Source organism: Pseudomonas alloputida (genome assembly GCF_021283545.2).
GTDB classification, from domain to species: domain Bacteria; phylum Pseudomonadota; class Gammaproteobacteria; order Pseudomonadales; family Pseudomonadaceae; genus Aquipseudomonas; species Aquipseudomonas alloputida.
Map to the genome: position 1 here is coordinate 5,779,115 of NZ_CP128540.1, position 22,457 is coordinate 5,801,571.

Here is a 22,457-nt window from a genome sequence, read left to right on the forward strand (position 1 = left end):
TGCACCTGTGAGAGCTGGCTTGCTGGCGATAGGCCTTCAATATCACTCCAGCCCTGAACGACAACGCCTAGGCGGCTACGGCAATCGTCGAGTCGATGCGTTGAGCCGACATATCACCGATAAGCACAGGCCCCGCAGGTTCAGGGGCGAACGCAGCCATTGCGTCAACAAGATTCCCCAGGCTCGGTAGCGAGTGCTCGACAGCAAACAGCGATGACCCTGCTGAAAGGGCGGAAATTTCTGGCACGGCAACCGCTTCAGATGTGACCATTGCCGGCTGCGCAAAGATAAAGTCCTCCGCTGTCACCTGCGCAACTTCGAGCGCATCCAGGTACAGCATCTTCACTATACCTTCCTGCCCCGGCACTGCCTGGGTATCAACGGCTACACCGTGAATCTGCGCAAAGTCATTGAGTTTGAAGCGCTGGACCTTGCTGACGTGCAGATCCTCGAAGCGACTGATGCCTACCTGGGTCAGGTCAATCTTGTCGATACCGTGTCGGAACCCCCGAAGGGTGTTCTTGTAATCGCTCACACCTTCTTGTTTTGTCACCAGAAACACGCTGGGCGCAACCGTCGGCGGGGAATATATCGTGCCTGCCAAAGAAGCCACCAACTGCCCGGATGCGTCACTGGCAAGCGACACGCCACCTGCACCACCGGTAAGCAGAACATTCGCGCTGACAGGCGGGGTCGTCTGCTCTTCAGGGCTGCCCTCGAAATAACCTGGCGCAGCGGTGAAAGCGTCAAGGAAACGGAAGTTCGCTGACCGCAGTTCAGCAATCGTAGTGTCCGCAAGCGTCAGCTTCTGCCCACTGCCAAGGTCGAGCACAGTCGAATTGCCGTCCTGTTGCATCTGCAAGTCAGCAAACCCTGAACCACCAAAGCCGACCAGGTCGATCACCTCACGCGAAGTCTCGAACTGCTTGAGTACATCGTTACCGCCTGCACGCCTGTGGATGACAAAGCGGTCGGTACCCTCACCCCCCTTGAGGAGATTGTACCCACGGCCACCATCCAGTAATGCCCCGGCGGGCCCGGCGATCAAGGTATCGTCGCCATCACCACTGATAAGGTTTTGCACCGAACCAGGGGCTATGGTGAGCGCCGCACCGGCAATACTGGCGCTGCCGCTGGCCAGATCCACCGAGATACTGCGACTTACTGCAGCCGCATTCAACGTATTGCGCCCGCCAGCGGTTCCGCTGATGGCATCGTCAAGCTTCGCGCGCCCTGGGTTTTCTGCCACCAGGTTCGCGTAGTCGTCGGTAAAGTAATAGACATCATCGGTGGTGCCGGGGCTGCCGACGAGGCGCAGCGTCCAGCGATCAAGCGTTAGCGGTAAGCCAGCAACAGCATTACGCACCTCAAGCTTCCACTCCCCAGCCGAGCGCTCTGCGCGATGATGGGTCGACATGAACCCATATTTGAACGCCCCTGAACGCGAATCGCCCAGATCGTCATCACCAGAGCCCGGCGCCTTGCCTGTGCGATCGAGCAGTACGCTGCGCGTGCCGCCAGGCGACACCAGCGTGAGCGTCATGTCGCCAAGGCGGCCGACCATCGAGTGGACATCAACCTCCACATGCTCCACCAGCAAATCAGCCGGCAGGGTCAAAGACAAAGTCGCAACCTGCCCCGCCGCAACCTGTTGAGCCACTGGTTCACTGCTGGCTGTCAGCAGCCGTTCATTGGCCTTGGTCGCCCGGCTCCCCCAGGACTCGGCAAGGCGCACTGCGGCACGGGCGTCGATCATGCCAAAGCCATAGTCGTGGCTGGCGTGCATGCCACCGCCATTCCAATTGCGCCCTGCGTTGTAAGCCCATTGGGTTGATGCGTCATCCACTTTGCGCGCAGACAGTGCGAGGATCTGCTGAACATCCCGGTAACCCAACCCCGGGTTGGCTTGCAACATCAACGCCACCACGCCTGAGACGATCGGCGCGGCGAAGCTGGTGCCCTGAGTCGTGCTGTAGGCGCTGCCGACCGACGCACCGCGCTCCGCTTCAAGGCTGACGCCACTGGATAAAACATGGCTCCCCGGTGCAGCGACCAGCAAGCTGGAGCCTGGATTGGAAAAGGGTGCCGTGGCAGCTTGCAGTACCGAGAGGTCTGCCTTTGCGTTGATGGCCGCCACTTCAATGGCGTGGCGGTTGTTGTTGGTCAGCGAGCCCTGTGCATTACCGCCTTTATGGCGCTGGTTGCCACCAGAGGCGACGACGATGGTGCCTAGCCCACCACGGCCGTTGGTGGCGGCAAGCGTAGTGCTGAATGCCAGCGCCAGAGCAGTATCGACTTTTCCTTCTGGAACATTTGTAAGTCCGAAGTCCGTTTTGAAACCCCAACTGTTGTTGGCTATGTCGTAGTTGACCATTTGCCCCAGATTGGTCAGGTCATCGCCTTTGTTGGCCAGGTAGTGCCCGCCGATCTTCGCCTCATATGCGATGCCGATCCCTCCTTGATCATTGCGCGCGCCAACCATGACCCCAGCCACTTGAGTGGCATGATTGGACGCCAGAGCGGGCAGCGTGCCATTGGTGCGTTGGGTTTGCAGCCAGATGGGATCGATATTCGGCTTGAGATCGGGGTGCCCAATGTCGAAGATTTCCGGCGCCACGGCAAACTCCCCTCCCGGCTCGAACTGCCCTATCCTCACCCCCTTGCCCGTGAAGTCATGCCATACCGGCGCGACATTGATCTCGTCCAGATACCACTGCCGCCCCGACAGCGGGTCAGCGGGGGATTGTTCATGGCGCAACGTTACCGTTGCCCGCAAGGGTGCTGATGCAGCACTGCCCACTTCGGTCACACTCATGGACGCGTTGCCGGCAGCATCGACCAAGTCGTAGCGGAAACTGACATCACCGTCATGGCCTGGCAACGGCGTGACCTCCACATCACCCTGCTCATTCAGCCGCACTGTTGCACCCTTGCCAGCGCTGACTGAGGCGATGCGCAATGGCCCGCTGCTGCCAAGTGGCTGGTCATTGCCCAGCAGCGCCGTTGCAGGGACTATCAGCGCCGTGTCAGTGGTGGCGAATGTAGCCAGTTGCTCAGGCGAGAGCCTGTCGCCGATTGGCATGGCGCCCCCGCCGAGAAGATCGATGGCAGCGATGTCGGCGAAGCTGAGTTTCTGGATGTTGCTCAAGCTCAGACGGCCATCTCGTCCTGCCACGGTGTCGGTGATCAGGTGGCCCGATTCGGTACGTGTGATCAGGTACTCGTCGTGAGCACCATGCAAACTGACCAGGTTGGTGCCCGCGCCTCCGTCGATCGTGGCATCGCCGCGTCCGGCCTCGATCACGTCATCGGCAGCACCGCCCGTAATCCGATCAGCGCCACCACCGGCGTAAATGATACTTCCGCCCGCCGAGGCCTGAATGCGATCCCCCTTGGGGCCCGCATAGATCACCGACTTGCCGGTACCGCCAATGATGTCGTTACGGCCTGTACCCCCCACAAGCACATCGTTGCCGCCACCGCCAATCAGCAAGCTGTCGCCCGAGCCGCCCTTGATGAAAACTCCGCGTTGACCGCCGCTGGCGATGATGTCCTTACCCCGCCCGCCTTGCGCGATGGTCAGCCCGGCCTTGGCCATGTTCAGCCCAACGCCATGCTCCCCCACGATCAGTGCCGTGTCGCGCCCACCATTGCCCTGCATGTTCGCCCAATCGTCGCTGGCACTGATCACGAATACATCGTCGCCCGCCCCGCCGTGATAGGTGTTGCTGCCACCGCCACCAACCAGCCAACTGCCCTCTGGGGCCGCGGTCAAGACATCATCGCCCGCGCTGCCGTAAAGCGTCTGTACGCCGAGCGCTGCGGCGTCCAGCGTGCTGCCTTGAGCACTCTGGCTGATGTAGGCCCTTCGGGAAGTGGGCCCGCTTGACGAAGTCAGTAGAGTGCCACCCTCCTGGGCCTCGATCCGATTACCGACGGTATCGGCGAGAAACCTCACCGCCAGTACTTCCCGGTCCTCACCATTAACAGTGAAAGCGCCTCGGGAAATGACCTCGTTACCCTGACGCACCTCTCCTACCGGCTCGACCTGGCCGAGCTTGATCTGGCTAATGCCATGCTCCTGCAATGCCCTTAGCTCACCGGCATCGGCACGCCCGTCGTGGTTGCCATCGACCCACACCTTCAATTGCGCCCAGACGGCGTCTTCAACGTTGATGACGCCATCGGCGTTGGCGTCAACACTTGCCAGGGCGGCGAAGCCATCCTTGAACGGCGTTTCACCAGAGCTGCCATCACTGCCTGCCTTGCCGCCGTAGTATTCGGAGAACAGCTGGCTGACGTTGCTCACCTGGCCGGTACCGTTGTCATGCACCAGCATGCCGGTCAGCCGGTCTGCCCAGCCGGTGCGGCGCAGTGAACCACTGTTATCGATATCGAACAGTACGCCTTCCTCGATACCCGTCAGACCAACGCCCTTGCCGCTGAGGTCGAGCAAGAGCGGGTCGACAAACGTGTTCACCGTGGTCATTGCTGCCAACCCGTTGAGTACCACGGCATTGCGCAGGCTGAAATCCGGTTGTTCATTGCCATCACGATAGAACTGAGCCAGATGCTGATTGGGTCGCACGTTGGGGTCGATCTGGAGCTCGCCAGGGCGAACACCACCGGTGGCCAAACTGCCCAACTGAGCGGAGGTGAAGTCGGTGTTGTCGAGGGTGCTGTCGGTGAATGCGATACTGTGGGTCAGGCGACGATCGACGTAGCCGTTGGAGACGTCATTGCGGATATCGTCCTGGCCTTGGAGGTCGCGGCGGGATTCGGTTGTGGGGGAGATTTCGATCTGCAGTGTTTGATCAGTTGCATTATCAAAGTGACTAGCGGCTTTAAAGGCATTATTGATGGAATTGAAAAGCGAAGCTGCGGCAGCACTGATAAGGTCAGGAACACCAGTGGGTGACTCGACCCTGGATATCCACTCCTTAGCAATTAAACGGTTTTCGGCGGAAGAAACTACTGATGCCATTGCCATCATGCGGTGAGTGTGAAAGGAAAGTGTAAATTCATCCGTTAGATTCCCCGCTGAGGAAAGCACATGCCGCCAGTAGTCCTCTCGATTTTCGACAGCAATCACATCAAACACCGGACTCAACGTCCATGCCCTCTCAGGATATTCAAGGCTTTCGAAAGTTTCCTTATGAAATGCCGCGACCTCTTTTTGGCTTACCTGACCGACAATAGGACCTTTACTAATCTTCTTTAGCAACACCTCCATATATTTATTTGCCATTTCAACCCTCACCTTATCCACATCGATTTCTTGCATCGGACGACCGACACCTGCCGCTACCGACTTCATATAATTTATTGCCGCAACACCTGACAAAGAGTCCCCGCGCGCAACGCCATTTGCAAGGACAGCGTATTTGTCTCCTTTTTTTGCCAGGACATCATACATTGCATCCGGCCCCTTATCACGCAAAGCCTGACGTGCCTCATCCACATCGGACAGCTCTATCCTAATCATTTATCGACTCCATATTTTACAGCATTCATGAAAAACTCACCCACCGTCAAAACAATGTTATGCCACTCCCCTAGCCGCCCCCATAAAAACTCCACATTTACAATTGCGTTGTCTCCGGGCATCAAAAACTCCAAATAGCAACGCGAGTAATTGGCCTTATGCTCGACCCAGTTGCAATAACCGATATATTGCATGCGCCCCTTGGCCTCCAGCCAGAAAAAGCCCTTGCGCTGATTAGGAAATGCACTATCAACTCCCTCGAGAAAATTTAGACCGAGATCTTCGTTCAGCTTGCTAGCCTGAACTAGAGGCGCAGGTGTTTCACGAAGGTAATGCTGGAGCTGTTTTCTCAACCCCGCTTCCCCATGCGGCCAAGGCTCAATTGCGACCGATATTCCATCAAAACTAAAAGACGTCGCCTCACCGTAAGAGACGGGCTGCATCTCCGGCCAACTCATTGCCATATAGAGTGACAACAAGTTTGCACCACAGCCTTTTTTGTTATTTGTAAATCCCGGCTCCCAAGAACTCTTACCCTCATACTCAGGCCAATAGATCACATACTTCCTAGGGAGCTCATAAACAACACCCGAGATCTTTCCACACACCATTGGATTAGGGGTCTTCAGCTTCTTCGGCGCCCAAGTCGGAGTAATAACAATGGCGACCAATAACCACACCACACTTAGCAACAACAACAACTTGCTAAAACCCCACAGCACCAAACCAAATCTTCTACACAGCGCAATTAGCTTTCCGAACAGCACCTTCCCAAAGAGAAAGATATACCTATAACTAATCATCACCCCTCCCTAGAGCCAGCCTGCCCATATCAGCCACTAAGCAAACTTCGCTTCAGACAATGCATGAACTTTTCCAAAATTTCTTTCGTACAACACGGAAATGCTGCTCCCAGCCCCAAACGCATCTGAACCACCGAGACCGACAGCACAGCAACTCGCCATACCAGCCAATATTATTGCACTACAGATCCGCAGTAAGCTCCAAGCCGCTCTATATACAATGCACGCATTTTTATATTTCATTTATCGCTCCTTCAGACTTTCCTTTGCATGCCGCTGCAGGGGACTCAAGAAGAAACTGATAACCCTGCGCCTATCCACAATCACTTCTGCACGCACAGCCATGCCCGCCGTCAACGGCAAGTCGTTATCCCCTACGCGCAAAGCTTCCTTGGCCAACTTGATTCGAGCGCTATACAAAAGACCGTGCCTATCATCCTCAATGGCATCATCGGAAATACTCTCCACCACCCCCGGTACAACGCCATACCTGGTAAAGGTGAATGTCTCGATCTTCACTTCCACGTGCTGCCCCGGAAAAACAAAGCCGATATCTTTGTTCTCGACTTTCACTTCCACTTCCACCGGCTCGCCCGTCGGCACAATGACCATCAGTGTCTGCGCGGGTGTAACCACCCCGCCCTGTGTATGGATCGCCAACTGCTGGACGGTGCCGTCAACGGGGGATGTCAGTACCTTGAGGCGATGCCGCTGCTCGGCCTTGTTCAACTCCTGCTCAAGGGTTGCAATGCGCCGTTGCGCCTCACCGTGAAGGTCGAGCATGGCTCTGCGCAGTTGGGCAATGGCACCGCTACGGCGGTGCTGAGCAGCAAGCCGTGCAGCGTTCAGTTCGTCGATGCGCGAGCGCTGAAGTGCCAGTTCACGCTCCTGCTCCAGGCGGGCCTGCTCCTTTTCCAGGTAGGTGTGCTTGGCCACCGCCGATTCACTGAACAACAGCTTGTAATCCGCCGTCAGTTGGCGGGTGATCACCAACAGTTGCCGGAGCGCGTCAGCCCGGCCCTGGGCGGAACGGATTTCGGCAGCGCGTTGACCGATTTCGGCATCGGCCTGTTCCAGCGTGGCCTGCAACTCCAGGTATTGCCCCTCCAGCCAGCGCTGCGCGCCTGCCTGCTGCGCGGCCGTGGCCTGCGGTATCAATGGTGCCAGGGAGGCAGGTGCCACATCGCCGTCCAGCGCACTCAGCAGTGTGCTGGCGCGGGCCTGGTCGATCTGTGCAGCCAGCAGTTCGCTGCCCAGGCGCTTGATGTCAGCCTCGGTCAACTGCCCTTCCAGCTCGACCAGCACATCACCTTTGCGCACCGGCTGGCCATCGACGACGTGGATCGACTGCACCACCGCGACCTCGCTGGCCTGTATCAACTTGCTCCTGCCACTGGGCACGATCTTGCCTTCGGCACTGGCGATGACATCGATCTCACCGATGCAAGCCCAGGCAAGCGCCAGCCCGATGAACATCAGCAGGCTCCACTGCAGGTAGCGCGGCAAGGGATGCACTGGCGTTTCCTGCAAGGACAGTGCCGCAGGTAAAAAGGCCAGTTCGTCGGGGTCACGTACGGGGCCGTCCATGCTCCGGCGCTTTCGCCATGCCGTCCTCCACGCATCCCGGTAGCGCTCGGCAAGGTCCTTGAACGCCACACTCATACGGCGGCCCCGAGCTGCAGTTGATGCAGGTAGGCATAGGTGCCCTGTGGATAACCCAGCAGCTCATCATGAGTCCCTTGCTCGATGATCTGCCCACGCTCCATGACCACGATGCGGTCGGCATGGCGTACTGCCGAAAGCCGATGGGCAATGATGATGACCGTGCGCTGCGCGCAAATCCGCGCCATGTTCTGCTGGATGATCCGTTCGGACTCATAGTCCAGCGCACTGGTGGCTTCGTCGAAAATGAGGATGCGTGGGTTGCCGAACAGCGCTCGGGCGATGGCTATGCGCTGTCGCTGCCCACCCGACAGGCTGGCGCCGTGCTCACCAATCAGGGTTTCGTAGCCATCCGGTAATTCGAGGATGAACTCGTGCGCACCCGCCAGCGTCGCTGCGGCGATTACTTCTTCAAGCGGTGCTGCTGGGTTGCCGAGGGCAATGTTCTCGCGCACGGTGCGCCGAAAAAGCACGTTGTCCTGCAACACCACGCCGATCTGCCGACGCAGTGACGCCACATCGGCTACCGCCAGGTCAGCACCGTCGGGCAATACCCGCCCCCGCTCAGGTGAGTACAGCCGCTGAATCAAGCGTGTCAGCGTGCTCTTGCCTGACCCCGAGCGACCTACAACGCCTATCACTTCTCCGGCGGCGATCTTCAGGCTGACATCGCGCACCACTTCGCCCCCGTCCGGCCGATAGCGAAAACACACACGATCGAGCTCGATCTGCCCGACAAGTGTGGGCAGCACCGTGCCCTTGCCTTGGTTGACCTCGGTACGGGTGTTGAGAATGTCGCCCAGGCGTTGAATCGATACCCCTGTCTGCTGGAAGCTGGTCCAGAGTTGGGCCAGGCGGATGATGGGCTGCGACACGCGCCCTGCGAGCATGTTGAAGGCGATCAGCTCGCCCACCGTGAGTGCGCCTTCGATGACCAGCCGGGCCCCCAGCCACAAGGTGGCTACCGTGACAAGCTTGCCGATCAGGCCGACGCTTTCATTGGCGAGACTGGAAAGGTTCTGGGTCTTGAAACTGGCAGATACATAAGCGGCCAACTGATCATTCCAGCGCCGGGTCACCTGAGGTTCCACGGCCATCGACTTCAGTGTGTCGATGCCGTTGACCGCCTCGACCAAGAAAGCCTGGTTCTCGGCGCCGCGTTGGAAGCTTTGATCAATCAACGCCCGCAGTAGCGGAGTAACGACCAGGGATACGAGAAAATAGAAAGGCAGCGAGCCAACGACGACCAGCGTCAACCATCCGCTATAGAGGAACATGACAGCGATGAAGACCACCGAGAACAGCACATCCAGCACTAGCGTGATGCTGTTGTTGGTCAGGAAACTTCTGATGTTCTCCAGTTCTCGCACTCGGGCAACCGAGTCACCGACTCGCCTGGCGTGAAAATAGGCGGTTGGAAGATCGATCAAATGCCTGAACAGTTTTGCACCCAGTTCGACATCGATTCTTGACGCTGTATGAGCTGCCACATAGGTACGCAACCCACTCAGCAATGTTTCAAACAGAACGACGACCAATAAACCCAAGGCGATAACATCCAGCGTGGTCAAACCGCGATGCACCAGGACTTTGTCCATTACCACCTGAAAGAACAAAGGCGTCAGCAAAGCCAGTATCTGAATGACCAGGGAAACCACGAGCACTTCGCCAAATAGCCGCCTGTACTTCACCAGAGCAGGAATGAACCAGGTAAAGTCGAAGCGCGACAGCCCTAGGGGCAACTGGGCATCGGAGCGAACCAGAATGAGTTCTCCCGACCAGCGCACCAACAGTTCCGCGAGGGTCAGCGCTTGCGGCGCGCGGGAATGGGGGTCCTGCACCAGAACCTGCTCGCCCTCCACGCGCGCGATGATGAAGTACTCACCACGCGTATCCACTGCAATAGCGGGCAAGGGCGTCTGCTGCAGCCGGGCCGGATCGACGCTGCGGTGTTTGGCCTTGAGGCCAAGTTGCTGAAATGCCCGAAGTAGTGGGCCGGTGGAGAAACGCTCACCCGCTGCTGCATGATCGTGCTGCAACTGCTCGGCAGAGACGGCAACACCATGGTAACGCGCCAGCGTGATAAGACACACCAGCCCACTTTCAATAGTGTTGGCATTGCCATCAGATAAATCAGCCATCACGCCACCTCTTATGAAAACCGGACATGAGGCGATACTAGCCCGAAGCAATAGGACAAACGTCCCACAAGCTTCCGACGCAAGCGTGTGACACTTCTGACTTTTAAAGTCTATTCGTAGGAAGTTTCCTAACGGCGAGAAATCCAGTGTAGGAAGTTACAACTTACGCCGTAGGAATAAATAACCAGAATCAGACATATCCACTCTAGACCGGGTCTTTGAGTGGATATGTCGGTTATCAGCGGATCAAGGCCCCCAGACCCTCGAGCAATCGCTGCAAAGCCCCCTGATTGGCCCGCATCACCGCCCTGCCCGCCTCACCCATGCGCTGGGCGTCCTGCGGCAGTTCCACCAGGCGGCGCACCGCGCCGGCCAGCCCGTCAGCATCATCCACCTGCTGCAACGCCCCCGCCTCGCGCAGCATCGCGCTGATTTCGAGGAAGTTGAACACATGCGGCCCCATGAGCACCGGCAAGGCCAGCGCCGCAGGCTCCAACGGATTGTGCCCACCGGTCGGCACCAGGCTGCCACCGACGAAGGCAATGTCGGCCAGGGCATACAGGAACAGCAGTTCGCCCATGGTGTCGCCCAGCAATACCCGCGTTTGCGCATCGACCAGCGTGCCGGCAGAGCGGCGCACGGTGGTGAACTGCTCGCTGCACAGCGCATGCACTGCATTGAAGCGCTCGGGATGGCGCGGCACCAGGATCAGCAAGGCATCGCCATGCACCTGCAACAACTGCCGATGCGCCTGCAGGATCAAGGCATCTTCACCGTCGTGGGTGCTGGCGGCAATCCACACAGGGCGCTGGCCGCCCCCCAACTGTTCACGCAATGCCCTCGCGCGTGGCAGCAGCTGTTCGTCGATGGTCAGGTCGAACTTGATCGAGCCGGTGACTTGCACGCGCTCAGGGCGTGCACCCAGGTCACGGAAGCGCTGGGCCTCGGTTTCGGTCTGCACGGCGATCAGGCTCATCTCGGCCAGCATCGGCCGGGTCAGCCTGGCAAAGCGCCCATAGCCACGGGCCGAGCGCTCAGACAAGCGCGCATTGGCCAGCGCCACCGGAATGCCGCGCCTGGCACACTGGTGAATGTGGTTGGGCCAAAGCTCGGTTTCCATGATGATGCCCAGCTTAGGCTGCACATGATCGAGAAAACGCCCCGCCGCCCAAGGCAAGTCATAGGGCAGGTAGCAATGCTGCACGCGTGGTTCGTTGGCGAACAGGGCGCGAATGCGTTCAGAGCCAGTAGGGGTCATGCAGGTCAGTGTGATCGGCAGCTCTGGGTAAGCCTTTAGCAAGGCACGCACCATGGGTGCGGCCGCAATGCTCTCGCCCACCGATACCGCGTGTACCCAGATACCACCCTGGCGCATGGCCGGCAGCTTGAAAGCAAAGCGCTCGCCGATACGCTGGCCGTAGGCCGGTGCCTTGCGCGCGCGCAGATACAGGCGCAGCGCAACCAGCGGCAGGCCCAGGTGAAACAGCAAGGTATAGAGAGTTCTGTTCATGGCGGCTAAGTCTACCCGATCGCGCGAAGGTGCACTGCAAAGCGCTCGGCCAGCCACTGCGCGGCCGGGCCCAGAGGTTCATCGCGGCGCCAGGCCAGCTCTGCCACCAAGGCCGGCGGCCGCCAGTCGCTGTCCAGTTCGACCATGTGCGCCTGGTAGGTCGGGTACTGCACCACATGCCGGGGTAACCAGGCCCAGCCAAGGCCGCGCATCAGCAGTTCGGCCATGGCGTAGAAACTGTCGGCACGCCATACCTGCGGGCTGATCGCCTCGCCGCCGGGGTAACCGCTTTGTTGTGGCGTGATCAGCAACTGCCGGTGGCGGGCCAATTGTTGGCGGGTGACCCGGCCTTCGCCCGCCAGCGGGTGGCCGACCGCGCACACCGTGACCATCTCCACGCTGCCCAACGCACGGCGCTCCAAGGAAGCCGGGATGCTTTCGTGGAGGAAGAACAGGCCCAGATCGGCGCGCCGCTCCACCAGCTTGCGCGCCACATCGCCCTGGGCTCCGCTGGCCAGTTGCACCTCCAGGAACGGGTAGCGGCTCGCCAGTTCGTCGAGGCTGTCGATCACCGGCTGATACGGCATGGCTTCGTCCTGCGCGACCCGCAGCAAGGCCTCCTGCCCGCGCATCAGGGCCAGGGCGCGGCCATCCAGGCGTTCGCACTGGCGTAACAATTCGCGGGCGTCCTCCAGCAAGGCGCTGCCGTTTTCAGTCAATTTCGGTTGCCGGCCGCTGCTGCGCTCGAACAGAGTGACCCCCAGGTCGGTTTCGAGCAGCGCGATGGCACTGCTGATCGCCGACTGGGCTTTGTGCTGCTCACGTGCCACCGCGGAGAACGAGCGCAGTTCTGCAACGCGCAGAAAGGTACGCAATTGTTCAAGGTTCCACTGCTCGGCCATCAACCTATCTCCCATATCGATAGGTAATGACTTTACCCCATCCAGGCAACGTCTAGAATGCCCGCTCAGTAACGGAGGATCCTGCCATGAATGCCTATACCTACCTCGCCATTGCCATCTGCGCCGAAGTCATCGCCACCGCCTCGATGAAGGCGGTGAAAGGCCTGAGCACGCCGTTGCCACTGCTGCTGATGGTGGTTGGCTATGGCATTGCGTTCTGGATGCTGACGCTGGTGGTCCGCAGCATTCCGGTGGGGATTGCCTACGCCATCTGGTCGGGGCTGGGGATTGTGCTGATCAGTGTGGCGGCGCTGGTGATCTATGGGCAGAAGCTGGATATGCCGGCGATGCTTGGCATGGCCATGATCGTGGGTGGCGTGGTGGTGATTCAGCTGTTCTCGAAGACCGCTGGGCATTGAGAGCCCTTGTGCGGGGCTCGCCGACGATAGGGCCATCTCAGGTATAGCCTGTATACTTGCCAGCTGTCCCAGTCTTCGAGGTACCGCCATGCCATCTGCCATTTCCACTGACGTGCTGATCGTCGGCGCCGGGGTCGCAGGCCTTTGGCTCAATGCCCGCCTGCGCCGCCTGGGCTACTCGACAGTGCTGGTGGAGCGCGCCAGCCTTGGCGGCGAGCAGACCATCAAGTCGCAGGGCATCATCCACGGCGGCACCAAATACGCCCTGCACGGCGCCCTGACCGGCGCCTCGGAAGCCATCGCCGACATGCCGCGCCGCTGGCGCGAGGCCTTGGCCGGCAACGGCGAACTCGACCTCAGTCGTACCCGCCTGCTCTCCGATGCCCACTACCTGTGGTCGCCGGGCACCTTGGCCGGCAACCTCACAAGCTTCTTCGCCAGCAAGGCCGTGCGCGGCCGGGTCGACCAGGTCAAGGGTGACCAGTTGCCACCGGCACTGCAGGACCGCGCGTTCAAGGGCAAGGTGTACCGCCTGGCGGAACTGGTGGTCGATGTCCCGAGCCTGCTGGCCAACCTGGCCGAGCTGGCCGGCGAGTCCTTGCTGGCAGGTGAACGCATCGAACCCTTGCGTGAAGGTAATGCGTTGGTCGGCCTGCGCGTGGACGACCGGGAAATCCGTGCCCAACGCATCGTATTGAGCGCCGGAGCCGGCACCGAAGGCTTGCTGCAGGCGCTGGGCCTGGATCAGCCGGCCATGCAAACCCGCCCGCTGCACATGGTCATGGCCAAGGGCCCGAACCTCAAACCTTTGTACGCCCACTGCCTCGGCGGCGGGCCCAAGCCGCGGGTAACGGTGACCACCCATCCGGCAGCCGATGGCCAGTGGGTCTGGTACCTCGGTGGGGACCTGGCCGAAGCCGATGGCGTGGCGCGCGAGCCTGCAGCGCAGATTGCCGCAGCGCAGAAGGAAATCGACAACCTGCTGCCATGGGTCGATCAGAGCCTGGTGCGCTGGGCCACACTGCGCGTCGACCGCGCTGAGCCTGCACAATCCGGCCTGGCACGCCCGGACAACGCCTTCCTTGCCGACCAGCAGCGCCTGCTGGTGGGCTGGCCGACCAAACTGGCACTGGCACCGGACTTCAGCGACCGGGTAATCAGCCACCTGGAGCGCGACGGCATTCGTCCACAAGCACAGGCCGACCTGACCGACCTGCCACGCCCTCCGCTGGGCGTACCGGCCTGGGAGCAACTGCTGCCATGAGCCTGCCAACCCTGCACGCATTCCATCGCCCGCTGGGCAGCACCGGCCTCAAGGTCTCGCCACTGGGCCTCGGCACGGTCAAGCTGGGTCGCGATCAGGGCGTGAAGTACCCCACGGGCTTCACTATCCCCGGCGATGAAGACGCCCGCCTGTTACTGGCTCAGGCCCGCGAGCTTGGCATCAACCTGATCGACACCGCCCCGGCCTACGGCCACAGCGAAGAACGCCTGGGCCCGCTGCTGCGCGGCCAACGTGATGAATGGGTAATCGTCAGCAAGGTCGGTGAAGAGTTCGAGGAAGGCCTGTCGCATTTCGACTTCAGCGCTGCCCACACCCGCCGCTCGGTGGAGCGCAGCCTGCGCCGGCTCGAAACCGACCGCATCGAACTGGTGCTGGTGCATTCCGACGGCAACGACCTGGCCATCCTCGAACAGCAGGAGGTCTACCAGACCCTGGCCGAACTCAAGCAGGAGGGCAAGATCCTCGGTTTCGGGCTGTCCGGCAAGACCGTCGCCGGCGGCCTGAAGGCACTGGAGCAAGGCGACTGCGCCATGGTCACCTACAACCTCAACGAACAGGCAGAACGCCCGGTGCTGGACTACGCTGCCGAACACGGCAAGGCCATCCTGGTAAAAAAGGCCTTGGCGAGCGGGCATATCTGCCTGGCCCCGGGCGTCGACCCGGTGCAGGCCAGCTTCGAGCTGCTGTTCGCCCACCCGGGCGTCAGCAGTGCTATTGTCGGCACCATCAACCCGTTGCACCTGGCCCACAACGTGGCCACCGTCGCCCGTATCCTGGGCCAGCATTGAGTTACCTCAGGCTCCCGACTCAGGGACTGAAGACTGACCCGACGCAAGGAGGAGCCTCGTGGCGCGAACGCTGATCCGCAAGAACCCGAGCAACTTCAAGACACTACCACTGCATGTCGAGGCCACGCCCGAAGGCTTGATTTACCAAAGCATCGGCATGCCGCTGAACTTTGCCCAGACCCAGCAACGGCGCAAGGCCATCCAGTTACCCGATACACAACACTTCGTGGTCGAACTGGCCAACCTGGGCGTGTCAGTGCGCCTCACGCTGCATTGGCAGAACCGCGATTACTGGGTACTGGTGCGTCAGCGCCGCCAAGACCGTGGCGATGTGGTACTGAAACTGATTTCCGGTTATGTACCGGCGCAGGAGCTGAACCTGCCACTGCACACGGCCGTACAGGAAGTGGCCGAGGAGTGCCTGCTGGAAACCCCGGAAGGTTGGCTGGGCGGGCGCTTCAACGACACCTGGCTGCCCATCCCCTACGCCGCCGCCCTGCACTACCGCGAAACACCCCACTTCGTGCTGGCTCCGGAGTCCGGTGCCGCACGCCCGGTGCATTGCGGCAAACTGATGCTACTGGAGCGCCCACGGGCCTATGTGCACCTGCCCACCGCTTCGCTACAGCTGATCTATGACATGCGCCTGCAAGTGCCCCGGGACGCCAAGAAACTCAGCTTGTTCCACGTTGACGAGCGGCTGGAGGGCGACCATCTGGTGGCGCGGCTCAACCGCAAACGGCCCGACCTGTACCTGATGCCGTTGAAGGACGGCCAGCCACTGGCAGAGCTGTACACGCTGAAAAAGGATGAACTGGTGCCGGCGAGTACGCGTGGGCTGTACCTGGCAGAAAGTTTTGCCCGGCAGGAAGGCTGGGTGGTGGCAGATGAACGGGTACGCTGGAAGGATTGGGTGAAGCAGCAGGGGTTGGTGGAAAGCAAGCCCGCACGGGCGTCGCACTTGCAACGCTTTGGCGACAAGGCGCGAGCGCTGCTGGAGCGGGCGCGGTCCTCGCTGAACAAGTGACATCCCGAAAGCTTTCACCTGCTTGCTGGAGCGGGTAAACCCGCCCCAGCAGAGGGCCGCCGAAGCGACCCCAAGGTCAGATCAGTTCTTGCGAATTTTCTCGACAATCGCCGTGGTCGAGCTGTTCTCGACCAGCCCCAGCACCTTCACGGTGCCGCCATAGCCCTTGACGATATCAGCACCCACCACCTGGTCGATGCCATAGTCGCCCCCCTTCACCAACACATCCGGCTTGACCTGGCTCAGCAGGTTTTCCGGGGTGCCTTCCGGGAAACTGATCACCCAGTCCACCGCGCCCAGACCGGCCAGCACGGCCATACGCCGGTCAACGCTGTTGATCGGCCGGCCCGGCCCTTTCAGGCGGCTTACCGAGGCATCGTCGTTTACCGCAACGATCAGGCGATCACCCTGGGCCCGCGCCTGCTCCAGGTAAGTGACATGCCCGGCATGCAGGATGTCGAAGCAGCCATTGGTAAAGACGATCTTCTCGTTGTGCGCCCGCGCGTCATCAATGGCCAGCAGCAGTTGCTCAAGGCCCAGCACGCCGCGTTCGGAGCCTTCCTCACGCTGGATGGCCCGGCGCAGCTCAGGGGCGCTGATGGCAGCCGTACCCAGCTTGCCGACCACAATGCCCGCTGCCAGGTTAGCCAGGGCCACCGCATGGGGCAGGTCCTCACCCGCGGCAATGGCCGCGGCAAGGGTGGAAATGACAGTATCGCCGGCACCGGTCACATCGAACACTTCGCGTGCCCGCGCAGGCAGGTGCAACGCCGGCTGACCAACACGCAACAGGGTCATGCCATGCTCACCGCGGGTGACCAGCAAGGCGCCCAGGTCCAGGTCCTGCAGCAACTGCAAGCCCTTGGCGACCAGTTCGGCCTCATCGACGCAACGGCCGACGATGGTCTCGAACTCGCTGAGGTTCGGGGTAATCAGGCTAGCGCCACGGTAGATGGAAAAGTCCTTGCCCTTGGGGTCGGCCAGCACCGGAATGCCCTTGGCCCGCGCCGCCTGGATCAGGTTTTGGTGATTTTTCAGTGCGCCTTTGCCGTAGTCGGACAGGACCAGCACCTTGACGCCTTCGAGCAGGCTGTCGACCTCCGCGCCCAGCGACAGTGGGTCGGTGGCGAACGGCTCTTCGAAATCGATACGCAGCAGCTGCTGGTGACGGCTCATGACCCGCAGCTTGACGATAGTCGGCTGGTGCGCGATGCGCTGGAACACCGAACGGACACCGGCAGCCTGCAGGCTGTTGGCCAGGCTGTCAGCAGCCTCATCCTGGCCGGTGACGCCGATCAGCGAAGCCGGCGCGCCCAGCGCAGCAATGTTCAAGGCAACGTTGGCCGCGCCGCCGGGGCGATCCTCGATCTGATCGACCTTGACCACCGGGACTGGCGCTTCAGGCGAAATACGCGAAGTACCGCCATGCCAGTAGCGGTCGAGCATGACATCGCCGACCACCAGTACCGGGGCTTGATCGAAACGCGGCATGGACAACTTCATGGGCAACCCATATGGAAATAATGAACAGGGGCAGGATATTAGCACAGGGTAGTCAATGGCTTTATGGCCAGATCATCCCTGGAAAATTCCCGTGACAATCGAGGCCATGACGGCCCCGATCAAGGAGGGTTCAGGTGATATCGGCCTTGGCCGGCTCATCCAGCCCCATGGCATGCAAACGGGCATAATGGCCATTAGCCGCAAGCAGCTCGGTGTGAGTACCGCGCTCGACCAGGCGGCCCTGGTCCATGACAAGGATCTGGTCAGCCTTCTCGATGGTCGACAGGCGATGGGCAATCACCAGCGTGGTACGGCCTTGCATCACGTGGTCCAGGGCGGCCTGGATATGCCGCTCGGACTCGGTATCCAACGCCGAAGTCGCTTCGTCGAGGATCAGCAACGGCGCGTTTTTAAGCAGCGCACGGGCAATTGCCAGGCGCTGGCGCTGGCCACCGGAAAGCAGTACACCGTTCTCACCCACTTCGGTATCGAAGCCCTTTGGCAGCCGGTCGACGAATTCCTTGGCATAGGCATCGGCCGCGGCGGCTTCGATGTCTGCGCGCGGCGCGCCGGCCAGATCGCCATAAGCGATGTTGTTGGCCACGGTGTCGTTGAACAGGGTGACATGCTGGGTGACTTGCGAAACATGGCGACGCAGGTTACGCAGGCGATAGTGCTCGATCTCCACGCCATCGAGCAGGATCTGCCCCTTGTCGTGGTGATAGAAGCGCGGGATCAGCGCCGCCAGGGTGGACTTGCCACTGCCGGAGCGGCCGACCAGGGCGATCATCTGCCCGGGCTCGGCGACAAAACTGATATCGCTCAGCACTTCACGCTCGGTACCCGGGTAGGTAAAGCTCAGGTTACGCACTTCCAGGCGCCCTTCCACGCGTTCCTTCTCGACCGTACCAGTGTCCACTTCAGGCGCTTCGTCCAGTTGCTCGAAGATGCTCTCGGCACCTGCCAGGCCCTTCTGGATGGTCGAGCTGACTTCCGACAACTGGCGAATCGGCTTGGGCAGCAGGCCGGCAGCGGTGATATACGCCACCAGGTCACCAGCAGTAGAGTCCCCGCGCAGGAACAACACCAGGAACATCAGCGCAGCCATGGCGCTGTAGATCACCAGCTGAAGCATCGGCGTGTACAGCGAGCCGGTCTTGGTCATGCGCAGTTGCTTGTCGGTGTTGCTCTGGCTGGCCTGGCCGAATCGCTGCTGTTCGTAGGCCTCGCCACCGAAGCTACGGACCACGCGGTAACCCTGGATGGTTTCCGAGGCAACGTGGGTGACGTCGCCCATGGCTACCTGGATTTTCTTGCTCTGCTTGCGGAATTTCTTGCTGGCGATGCTGACCATAACCGCAATCACCGGCAAGATGGCGACCATCACCAGGGTCAGGTGCCAGTTCATCCAAAGCAGGTAGGCAAACAGGAACACCACGGTCAGGCCTTCGCGGATCACCACCTTGATGGCGTCGGTAGCGGCGCCGGTGACCATGGTCACATTGAAGGTGATGCGCGAAATCAGGTGCCCGGAGTTGTGGTTGTCGAAGTAGCGGTTGGGCAACACCAGCAGCTTGTTGAACAATGCCACCCGCAGGTCATGCACCAGGCTCAGAGAGACCTTGGCCAGGAAGTAGTTGCCGAGGAACGAGCCCAGGCCCTGCCACGCAGCGATCAGGATGATCAGCAGCGGCACCGCCTGCAGCAGTTGCAGGTCGCGCAGGTAGGGGACGTTGGGGAACAATACCGCTTCGGGGTTGCTCAGCCCATCGACGAAGTACTTGAGGATGCCGGCCAGCATTGGCTGGGTCGAGGCAAAGATCACGAAACCGACAATGCTCAGCAGGAAAATGCCGACATAGGGTTTCACATAGCTCAACAGCCGGAAGTAGATCTTCAGGCTGGAGGTGTGCTCCGCTGGTCGCGGTGTTTCGGCCATTATCGAGCTCGCTGTTCAGGTTGAACCGGCAATTTTACCACAGGCGTCATTTTCGGCACGCCCCCATGGCAGCAACATGGCAAGGCCCACCGGCAGCCAGCTGATGAACCATTCGGCACGTGGCGTACCGGTGAGGCTGGCGGCATCGAACTGCATGGCCAGGGTCGAGTAGACCCAGAAGCCCAGCAGGACCTTGCCGAACAGGGTGCCGCGGGCGCGCACGATTTCGCCCAGCGTGAACAGCCACACCATTACCCACAGCAACATGCCGGGCAAGCCCATCTCAACGGCAACATGGGTGAACATGTTGTGGGTGTGATCGAAGTGCATGCCGACGGCGCTCACCTCGTAATCAGCCCCCAGGCCAAGACCAGTCCAAGGGTGCGCGGCAATCATCTGAACCACGGCATGGAAAATTTCCGGCCGGTAGGACGAGCCCCGTTGGGCGATAACGTCGTACACGGCCAAAAAGGCCAGGCCGGTGGCAAGCAGAGCCAGAACAGAGAACACCCGGCTGTGGCGGTCACGGAACCACAACGGCGCCATCACCACGGTAATCACCAGTGCCAGAACCGCACCACGGCTCTGGCTGAGCATGGCGAAGGCCCCCAGGCAAGCCAGTGCCGCCAGCCACAACAACTGCAAGCCACGTCGCCGAGGTGGCTCGTAGAGCATCAAGAGCAAGGCCGAACCAATGACATAAGCCCCCAGGATGGGGTGGGATATCTCGCCGATACCCGCCAGCCTGAACAGCAAAGGCGCACGCTGCACCCCATAGAACTTGATGATGGAGACCAACGCAGCGATGGCCAGCAGCGCGCTGCCAAGCAGCAATAACTGACGAATGCGGGCTTGGCCAAGCTGGGCCAACAGCGGAAACGCCAGCAGGAACACCAGGATGTAGAGCAAGCGCTTGAGCTCGCGCATGGGCTCCTCGGCGGGCGACCATGCCAGGCTCAGCCCGCTCCAGGCCAACAGCAGCAGCACACTCCCCCACAGCGCCGGTTGCCGCCTCCAGGCTTGCACCAGCACACCTCGGGCCGACCAGGCCAATACCAGCGTTGGCAGCCACAAGAACAACACCAGACCTTGCTGATAAACCTTGTTGCTGGGTGCCAGGGCAATCGCCGCCAGGAACCAGACCAGGCCCAAACCTAACCACGCTTGTGCCCAGTTTTTTTGATACAACATCCTTTCCCCCGATGAATCAGAAACACCATCCATGGTGCTACAGCATTATTTTCGGCATTATTGCCGGTCATTTTGCTCGCCAGACGACAAGGCTCTATTCATGCAATGCTCCCGGCTCACCCAGGTCGACTTCGATCAGCTGACACTCGGCGCACAGGTGCTTGAGGCAGACAGCCATGGCGCCAAAGTCTACCTGCTCACAGATGGAAATTTCCTCAAGGTTTTTCGTAGGAAGCGTCTGATTTCATCTGCACTGCTACGTCCTTACTCGCAGCGCTTCGTCGATAACGCCGCGCGCCTGGCGCAACTGGGCATCCCTACCCTCGAAGTGATCAGCCAGCACAAGCTCGACCTGCCGGGCCGCACTGCGGTGCTGTATCGCCCGCTACCCGGGCGAACGCTGCTGCAGATGTCGCGCGATGACGGCTTCAGCTGGGACACTTACCTGCCACGCCTGATCGAACTGATCCGTCAGCTGCACCGCAGCGGTGTTTATTTCCGCTCGCTGCACCTGGGCAACGTGGTGGTCACCCCCGATCAGCGTCTGGGCTTGATCGACGTGGCCGACATGCGCTTTTTGCGCCCGCCACTGTCGGCCCGCATGATTCGACGCAATGTGCAGCACATGGTGCGCTATATCGAGCGGGAGAACCTGGGCGACCGGTTCCCCCTTGCCGCCTTCGAGGCAGCCTTGCTGACACGCTGAAGGTCAGCTGCGCAACAGGCTCTGCGAGCCGCTGCAGAACGCCTGCCAGGCCTGCTCCGGTGCCAGTGCCTGGCGCTGCTTAGCGGCGATTGTCGATGCACTGAGCGCCGTACAGCGCTCGATCGCCTCAGCCCAGGCGCTTTCGTCGGCAACCGGCAGGTAGCCACCCGTGTCGCGCAACTGCTCGCGAAACACTTCCAGGTCGCTGCACACCACCGGTACATCGGCCATCACCGCCTCTTGCACCACCAGCCCCAGGCCTTCGGAACGCGAAGGTACCAATAGCCAGTCGAATGCTCGATACAGCTGCTGCAGGTCTTCGCGGTGACCGCGCAGATGAACGCGCTCGGCCAGGCCCAACGCGTCGATACGCTGCTGCAGCACGGCATGCTGCGGCCCCTCGCCAATGATCGCCAGCTGCAAGCCCGGTTGCCGTGCACTGGCCCTGGCGAATGCCTCGATCAGCATTTCGAAGCCTTTGCTCTCTACCAATCGCCCTACCGCACCCAGCATCACCTCGGCGTCCTGAGGCAACTTCAGCGCCTGCCTGGCCTGATCCCGGTTCAGCAAAGGCTCGACGAATGCAAGCGGGTCGAGCGCCATGCGCAGCGTCTGCACCGGCCTGCCCAGGTCACGCTCCAGCGACTCGGCCAACGTCTGTGATACCGCCGCGATACTCAGACGCTCGGACGGAAAACTCTGCAACAAGCGGATATCGCTGGCATGCAGACGCGTCTTGCCATGGAACAGGACCTTGGCACGTACGTGCCCGATGCGTTGCAACAACGGCAGCACCAACCGGGCAACGCCAATACCATCGAGCAGCACCACTTCCGCCCCGGCCTCGGCCAATGCCTTGCGCAAGCGCATGCGCAGCCACGGGCGCAGCAAGCGCCACAAGTGCCGCCCTTTGAGCGCACGTGAGGGCATATGCCATTCCCGGGTCGAACCGAGCCCACAGCAGAGCCCGCTCCCCAGCAGCAGCCAGTTACTGATCCGGGCATCGGCACCCGCGTTCGACAAGACCTGCCGGTGCACCTTGTGGATGGACATGTACGGCGTTCCACCCGCCCACATCATATTGACGATGTTCATG

General features: G+C 60.7%; 15 protein-coding genes. 5 read left to right on the top strand and 10 right to left on the bottom strand.

The window, feature by feature from the left end; genetic code table 11:
- Positions 1 to 67 precede the first annotated feature (67 nt).
- The 6 genes from LU682_RS26835 to LU682_RS26860 all read right to left on the bottom strand — a co-directional run bounded on the left by LU682_RS26835 (position 68) and on the right by LU682_RS26860 (position 12,503).
- On the bottom strand, positions 68 to 5,485 hold the full coding sequence (locus LU682_RS26835; protein WP_232885712.1) for an SPM autocatalytic domain-containing protein: 5,418 nt from the start codon (positions 5,483 to 5,485) through the stop codon (positions 68 to 70).
- Complete coding sequence (locus tag LU682_RS26840) at positions 5,482 to 6,288, bottom strand: hypothetical protein (RefSeq protein ID WP_232856800.1); 807 nt, start codon at positions 6,286 to 6,288, stop codon at positions 5,482 to 5,484. Before LU682_RS26840 ends, LU682_RS26835 begins: the two co-directional genes overlap by 4 nt.
- 243 nt (positions 6,289 to 6,531) lie before the next feature.
- Positions 6,532 to 7,950 carry an HlyD family type I secretion periplasmic adaptor subunit gene (locus tag LU682_RS26845; protein WP_010955506.1) on the bottom strand — a complete coding sequence of 473 codons (1,419 nt, stop codon included), beginning with the start codon at positions 7,948 to 7,950 and terminating at the stop codon, positions 6,532 to 6,534.
- Positions 7,947 to 10,091, bottom strand: a complete 2,145-nt coding sequence (locus LU682_RS26850) for a type I secretion system permease/ATPase (RefSeq protein ID WP_049587476.1) — start codon at positions 10,089 to 10,091, stop codon at positions 7,947 to 7,949. Before LU682_RS26850 ends, LU682_RS26845 begins: the two co-directional genes overlap by 4 nt.
- Positions 10,092 to 10,329: 238 nt before the next feature.
- Positions 10,330 to 11,601: a lipid IV(A) 3-deoxy-D-manno-octulosonic acid transferase gene (gene waaA / locus LU682_RS26855; RefSeq protein WP_010955508.1), complete on the bottom strand. Its 1,272-nt coding sequence runs from the start codon at positions 11,599 to 11,601 to the stop codon at positions 10,330 to 10,332.
- Between the two features lie 11 nt (positions 11,602 to 11,612).
- A complete protein-coding gene (locus tag LU682_RS26860; protein WP_003249460.1) occupies positions 11,613 to 12,503 on the bottom strand; it encodes a LysR family transcriptional regulator in 891 nt (296 codons plus the stop codon).
- Positions 12,504 to 12,589: 86 nt separating this feature from the next.
- On the opposite strand from LU682_RS26860, the gene LU682_RS26865 reads away from it, so the two are divergent.
- The 4 genes from LU682_RS26865 (at position 12,590) to LU682_RS26880 (ending at position 16,022) form a co-directional block, all read left to right on the top strand.
- Positions 12,590 to 12,922 (top strand): DMT family transporter, encoded by a 333-nt coding sequence (locus LU682_RS26865; protein WP_004577390.1) that lies wholly within the window; start codon positions 12,590 to 12,592, stop codon positions 12,920 to 12,922.
- Between the two features lie 88 nt (positions 12,923 to 13,010).
- Positions 13,011 to 14,186, top strand: a complete 1,176-nt coding sequence (locus LU682_RS26870; RefSeq protein ID WP_010955510.1) for an NAD(P)/FAD-dependent oxidoreductase — start codon at positions 13,011 to 13,013, stop codon at positions 14,184 to 14,186.
- A complete protein-coding gene (locus LU682_RS26875; protein ID WP_010955511.1) occupies positions 14,183 to 14,995 on the top strand; it encodes an aldo/keto reductase in 813 nt (270 codons plus the stop codon). Before LU682_RS26870 ends, LU682_RS26875 begins: the two co-directional genes overlap by 4 nt.
- 58 nt (positions 14,996 to 15,053) lie before the next feature.
- Complete coding sequence (locus LU682_RS26880; protein WP_010955512.1) at positions 15,054 to 16,022, top strand: hypothetical protein; 969 nt, start codon at positions 15,054 to 15,056, stop codon at positions 16,020 to 16,022.
- Positions 16,023 to 16,103: 81 nt separating this feature from the next.
- Here LU682_RS26880 and hldE read toward each other — a convergent pair whose 3' ends face one another.
- The 3 genes from hldE to LU682_RS26895 all read right to left on the bottom strand — a co-directional run bounded on the left by hldE (position 16,104) and on the right by LU682_RS26895 (position 20,655).
- A complete protein-coding gene (gene hldE, locus LU682_RS26885; RefSeq protein ID WP_003249449.1) occupies positions 16,104 to 17,525 on the bottom strand; it encodes a bifunctional D-glycero-beta-D-manno-heptose-7-phosphate kinase/D-glycero-beta-D-manno-heptose 1-phosphate adenylyltransferase HldE in 1,422 nt (473 codons plus the stop codon).
- A 130-nt stretch (positions 17,526 to 17,655) separates the two neighbouring features.
- Positions 17,656 to 19,464, bottom strand: a complete 1,809-nt coding sequence (gene msbA, locus LU682_RS26890; protein ID WP_010955513.1) for a lipid A export permease/ATP-binding protein MsbA — start codon at positions 19,462 to 19,464, stop codon at positions 17,656 to 17,658.
- A 15-nt stretch (positions 19,465 to 19,479) separates the two neighbouring features.
- The gene (locus LU682_RS26895) at positions 19,480 to 20,655 is read right to left on the bottom strand and encodes an O-antigen ligase family protein (RefSeq protein WP_010955514.1); all 1,176 of its coding nucleotides are present in this window, start codon (positions 20,653 to 20,655) and stop codon (positions 19,480 to 19,482) included.
- 100 nt (positions 20,656 to 20,755) lie between these two features.
- Here LU682_RS26895 and LU682_RS26900 point away from each other — a divergent pair, with 100 nt between their 5' ends.
- Positions 20,756 to 21,361: a serine/threonine-protein kinase gene (locus LU682_RS26900; RefSeq protein WP_003249444.1), complete on the top strand. Its 606-nt coding sequence runs from the start codon at positions 20,756 to 20,758 to the stop codon at positions 21,359 to 21,361.
- Between the two features lie 3 nt (positions 21,362 to 21,364).
- Here LU682_RS26900 and LU682_RS26905 read toward each other — a convergent pair whose 3' ends face one another.
- Entirely contained in the window at positions 21,365 to 22,456 is a 1,092-nt protein-coding gene (locus LU682_RS26905) for a glycosyltransferase (RefSeq protein ID WP_020191476.1), read from the bottom strand.
- Position 22,457: the final 1 nt, after the last annotated feature.

Excerpts from the sequence above, each read along its gene's own strand:
- LU682_RS26835 (WP_232885712.1), bottom strand. The coding sequence starts at position 5,485 with ATGATTAGGATAGAGCTGTCCGATGTGGATGAGGCACGTCAGGCTTTG.
- LU682_RS26840 (WP_232856800.1), bottom strand. The coding sequence starts at position 6,288 with ATGATTAGTTATAGGTATATCTTTCTCTTTGGGAAGGTGCTGTTCGGA.
- LU682_RS26845 (WP_010955506.1), bottom strand. The coding sequence starts at position 7,950 with ATGAGTGTGGCGTTCAAGGACCTTGCCGAGCGCTACCGGGATGCGTGG.
- LU682_RS26850 (WP_049587476.1), bottom strand. The coding sequence starts at position 10,091 with ATGGCTGATTTATCTGATGGCAATGCCAACACTATTGAAAGTGGGCTG.
- waaA (WP_010955508.1), bottom strand. The coding sequence starts at position 11,601 with ATGAACAGAACTCTCTATACCTTGCTGTTTCACCTGGGCCTGCCGCTG.
- LU682_RS26860 (WP_003249460.1), bottom strand. The coding sequence starts at position 12,503 with ATGGCCGAGCAGTGGAACCTTGAACAATTGCGTACCTTTCTGCGCGTT.
- LU682_RS26865 (WP_004577390.1), top strand. The coding sequence starts at position 12,590 with ATGAATGCCTATACCTACCTCGCCATTGCCATCTGCGCCGAAGTCATC.
- LU682_RS26870 (WP_010955510.1), top strand. The coding sequence starts at position 13,011 with ATGCCATCTGCCATTTCCACTGACGTGCTGATCGTCGGCGCCGGGGTC.
- LU682_RS26875 (WP_010955511.1), top strand. The coding sequence starts at position 14,183 with ATGAGCCTGCCAACCCTGCACGCATTCCATCGCCCGCTGGGCAGCACC.
- hldE (WP_003249449.1), bottom strand. The coding sequence starts at position 17,525 with ATGAAGTTGTCCATGCCGCGTTTCGATCAAGCCCCGGTACTGGTGGTC.
- msbA (WP_010955513.1), bottom strand. The coding sequence starts at position 19,464 with ATGGCCGAAACACCGCGACCAGCGGAGCACACCTCCAGCCTGAAGATC.
- LU682_RS26895 (WP_010955514.1), bottom strand. The coding sequence starts at position 20,655 with ATGTTGTATCAAAAAAACTGGGCACAAGCGTGGTTAGGTTTGGGCCTG.
- LU682_RS26900 (WP_003249444.1), top strand. The coding sequence starts at position 20,756 with ATGCAATGCTCCCGGCTCACCCAGGTCGACTTCGATCAGCTGACACTC.
- LU682_RS26905 (WP_020191476.1), bottom strand. The coding sequence starts at position 22,456 with ATGAACATCGTCAATATGATGTGGGCGGGTGGAACGCCGTACATGTCC.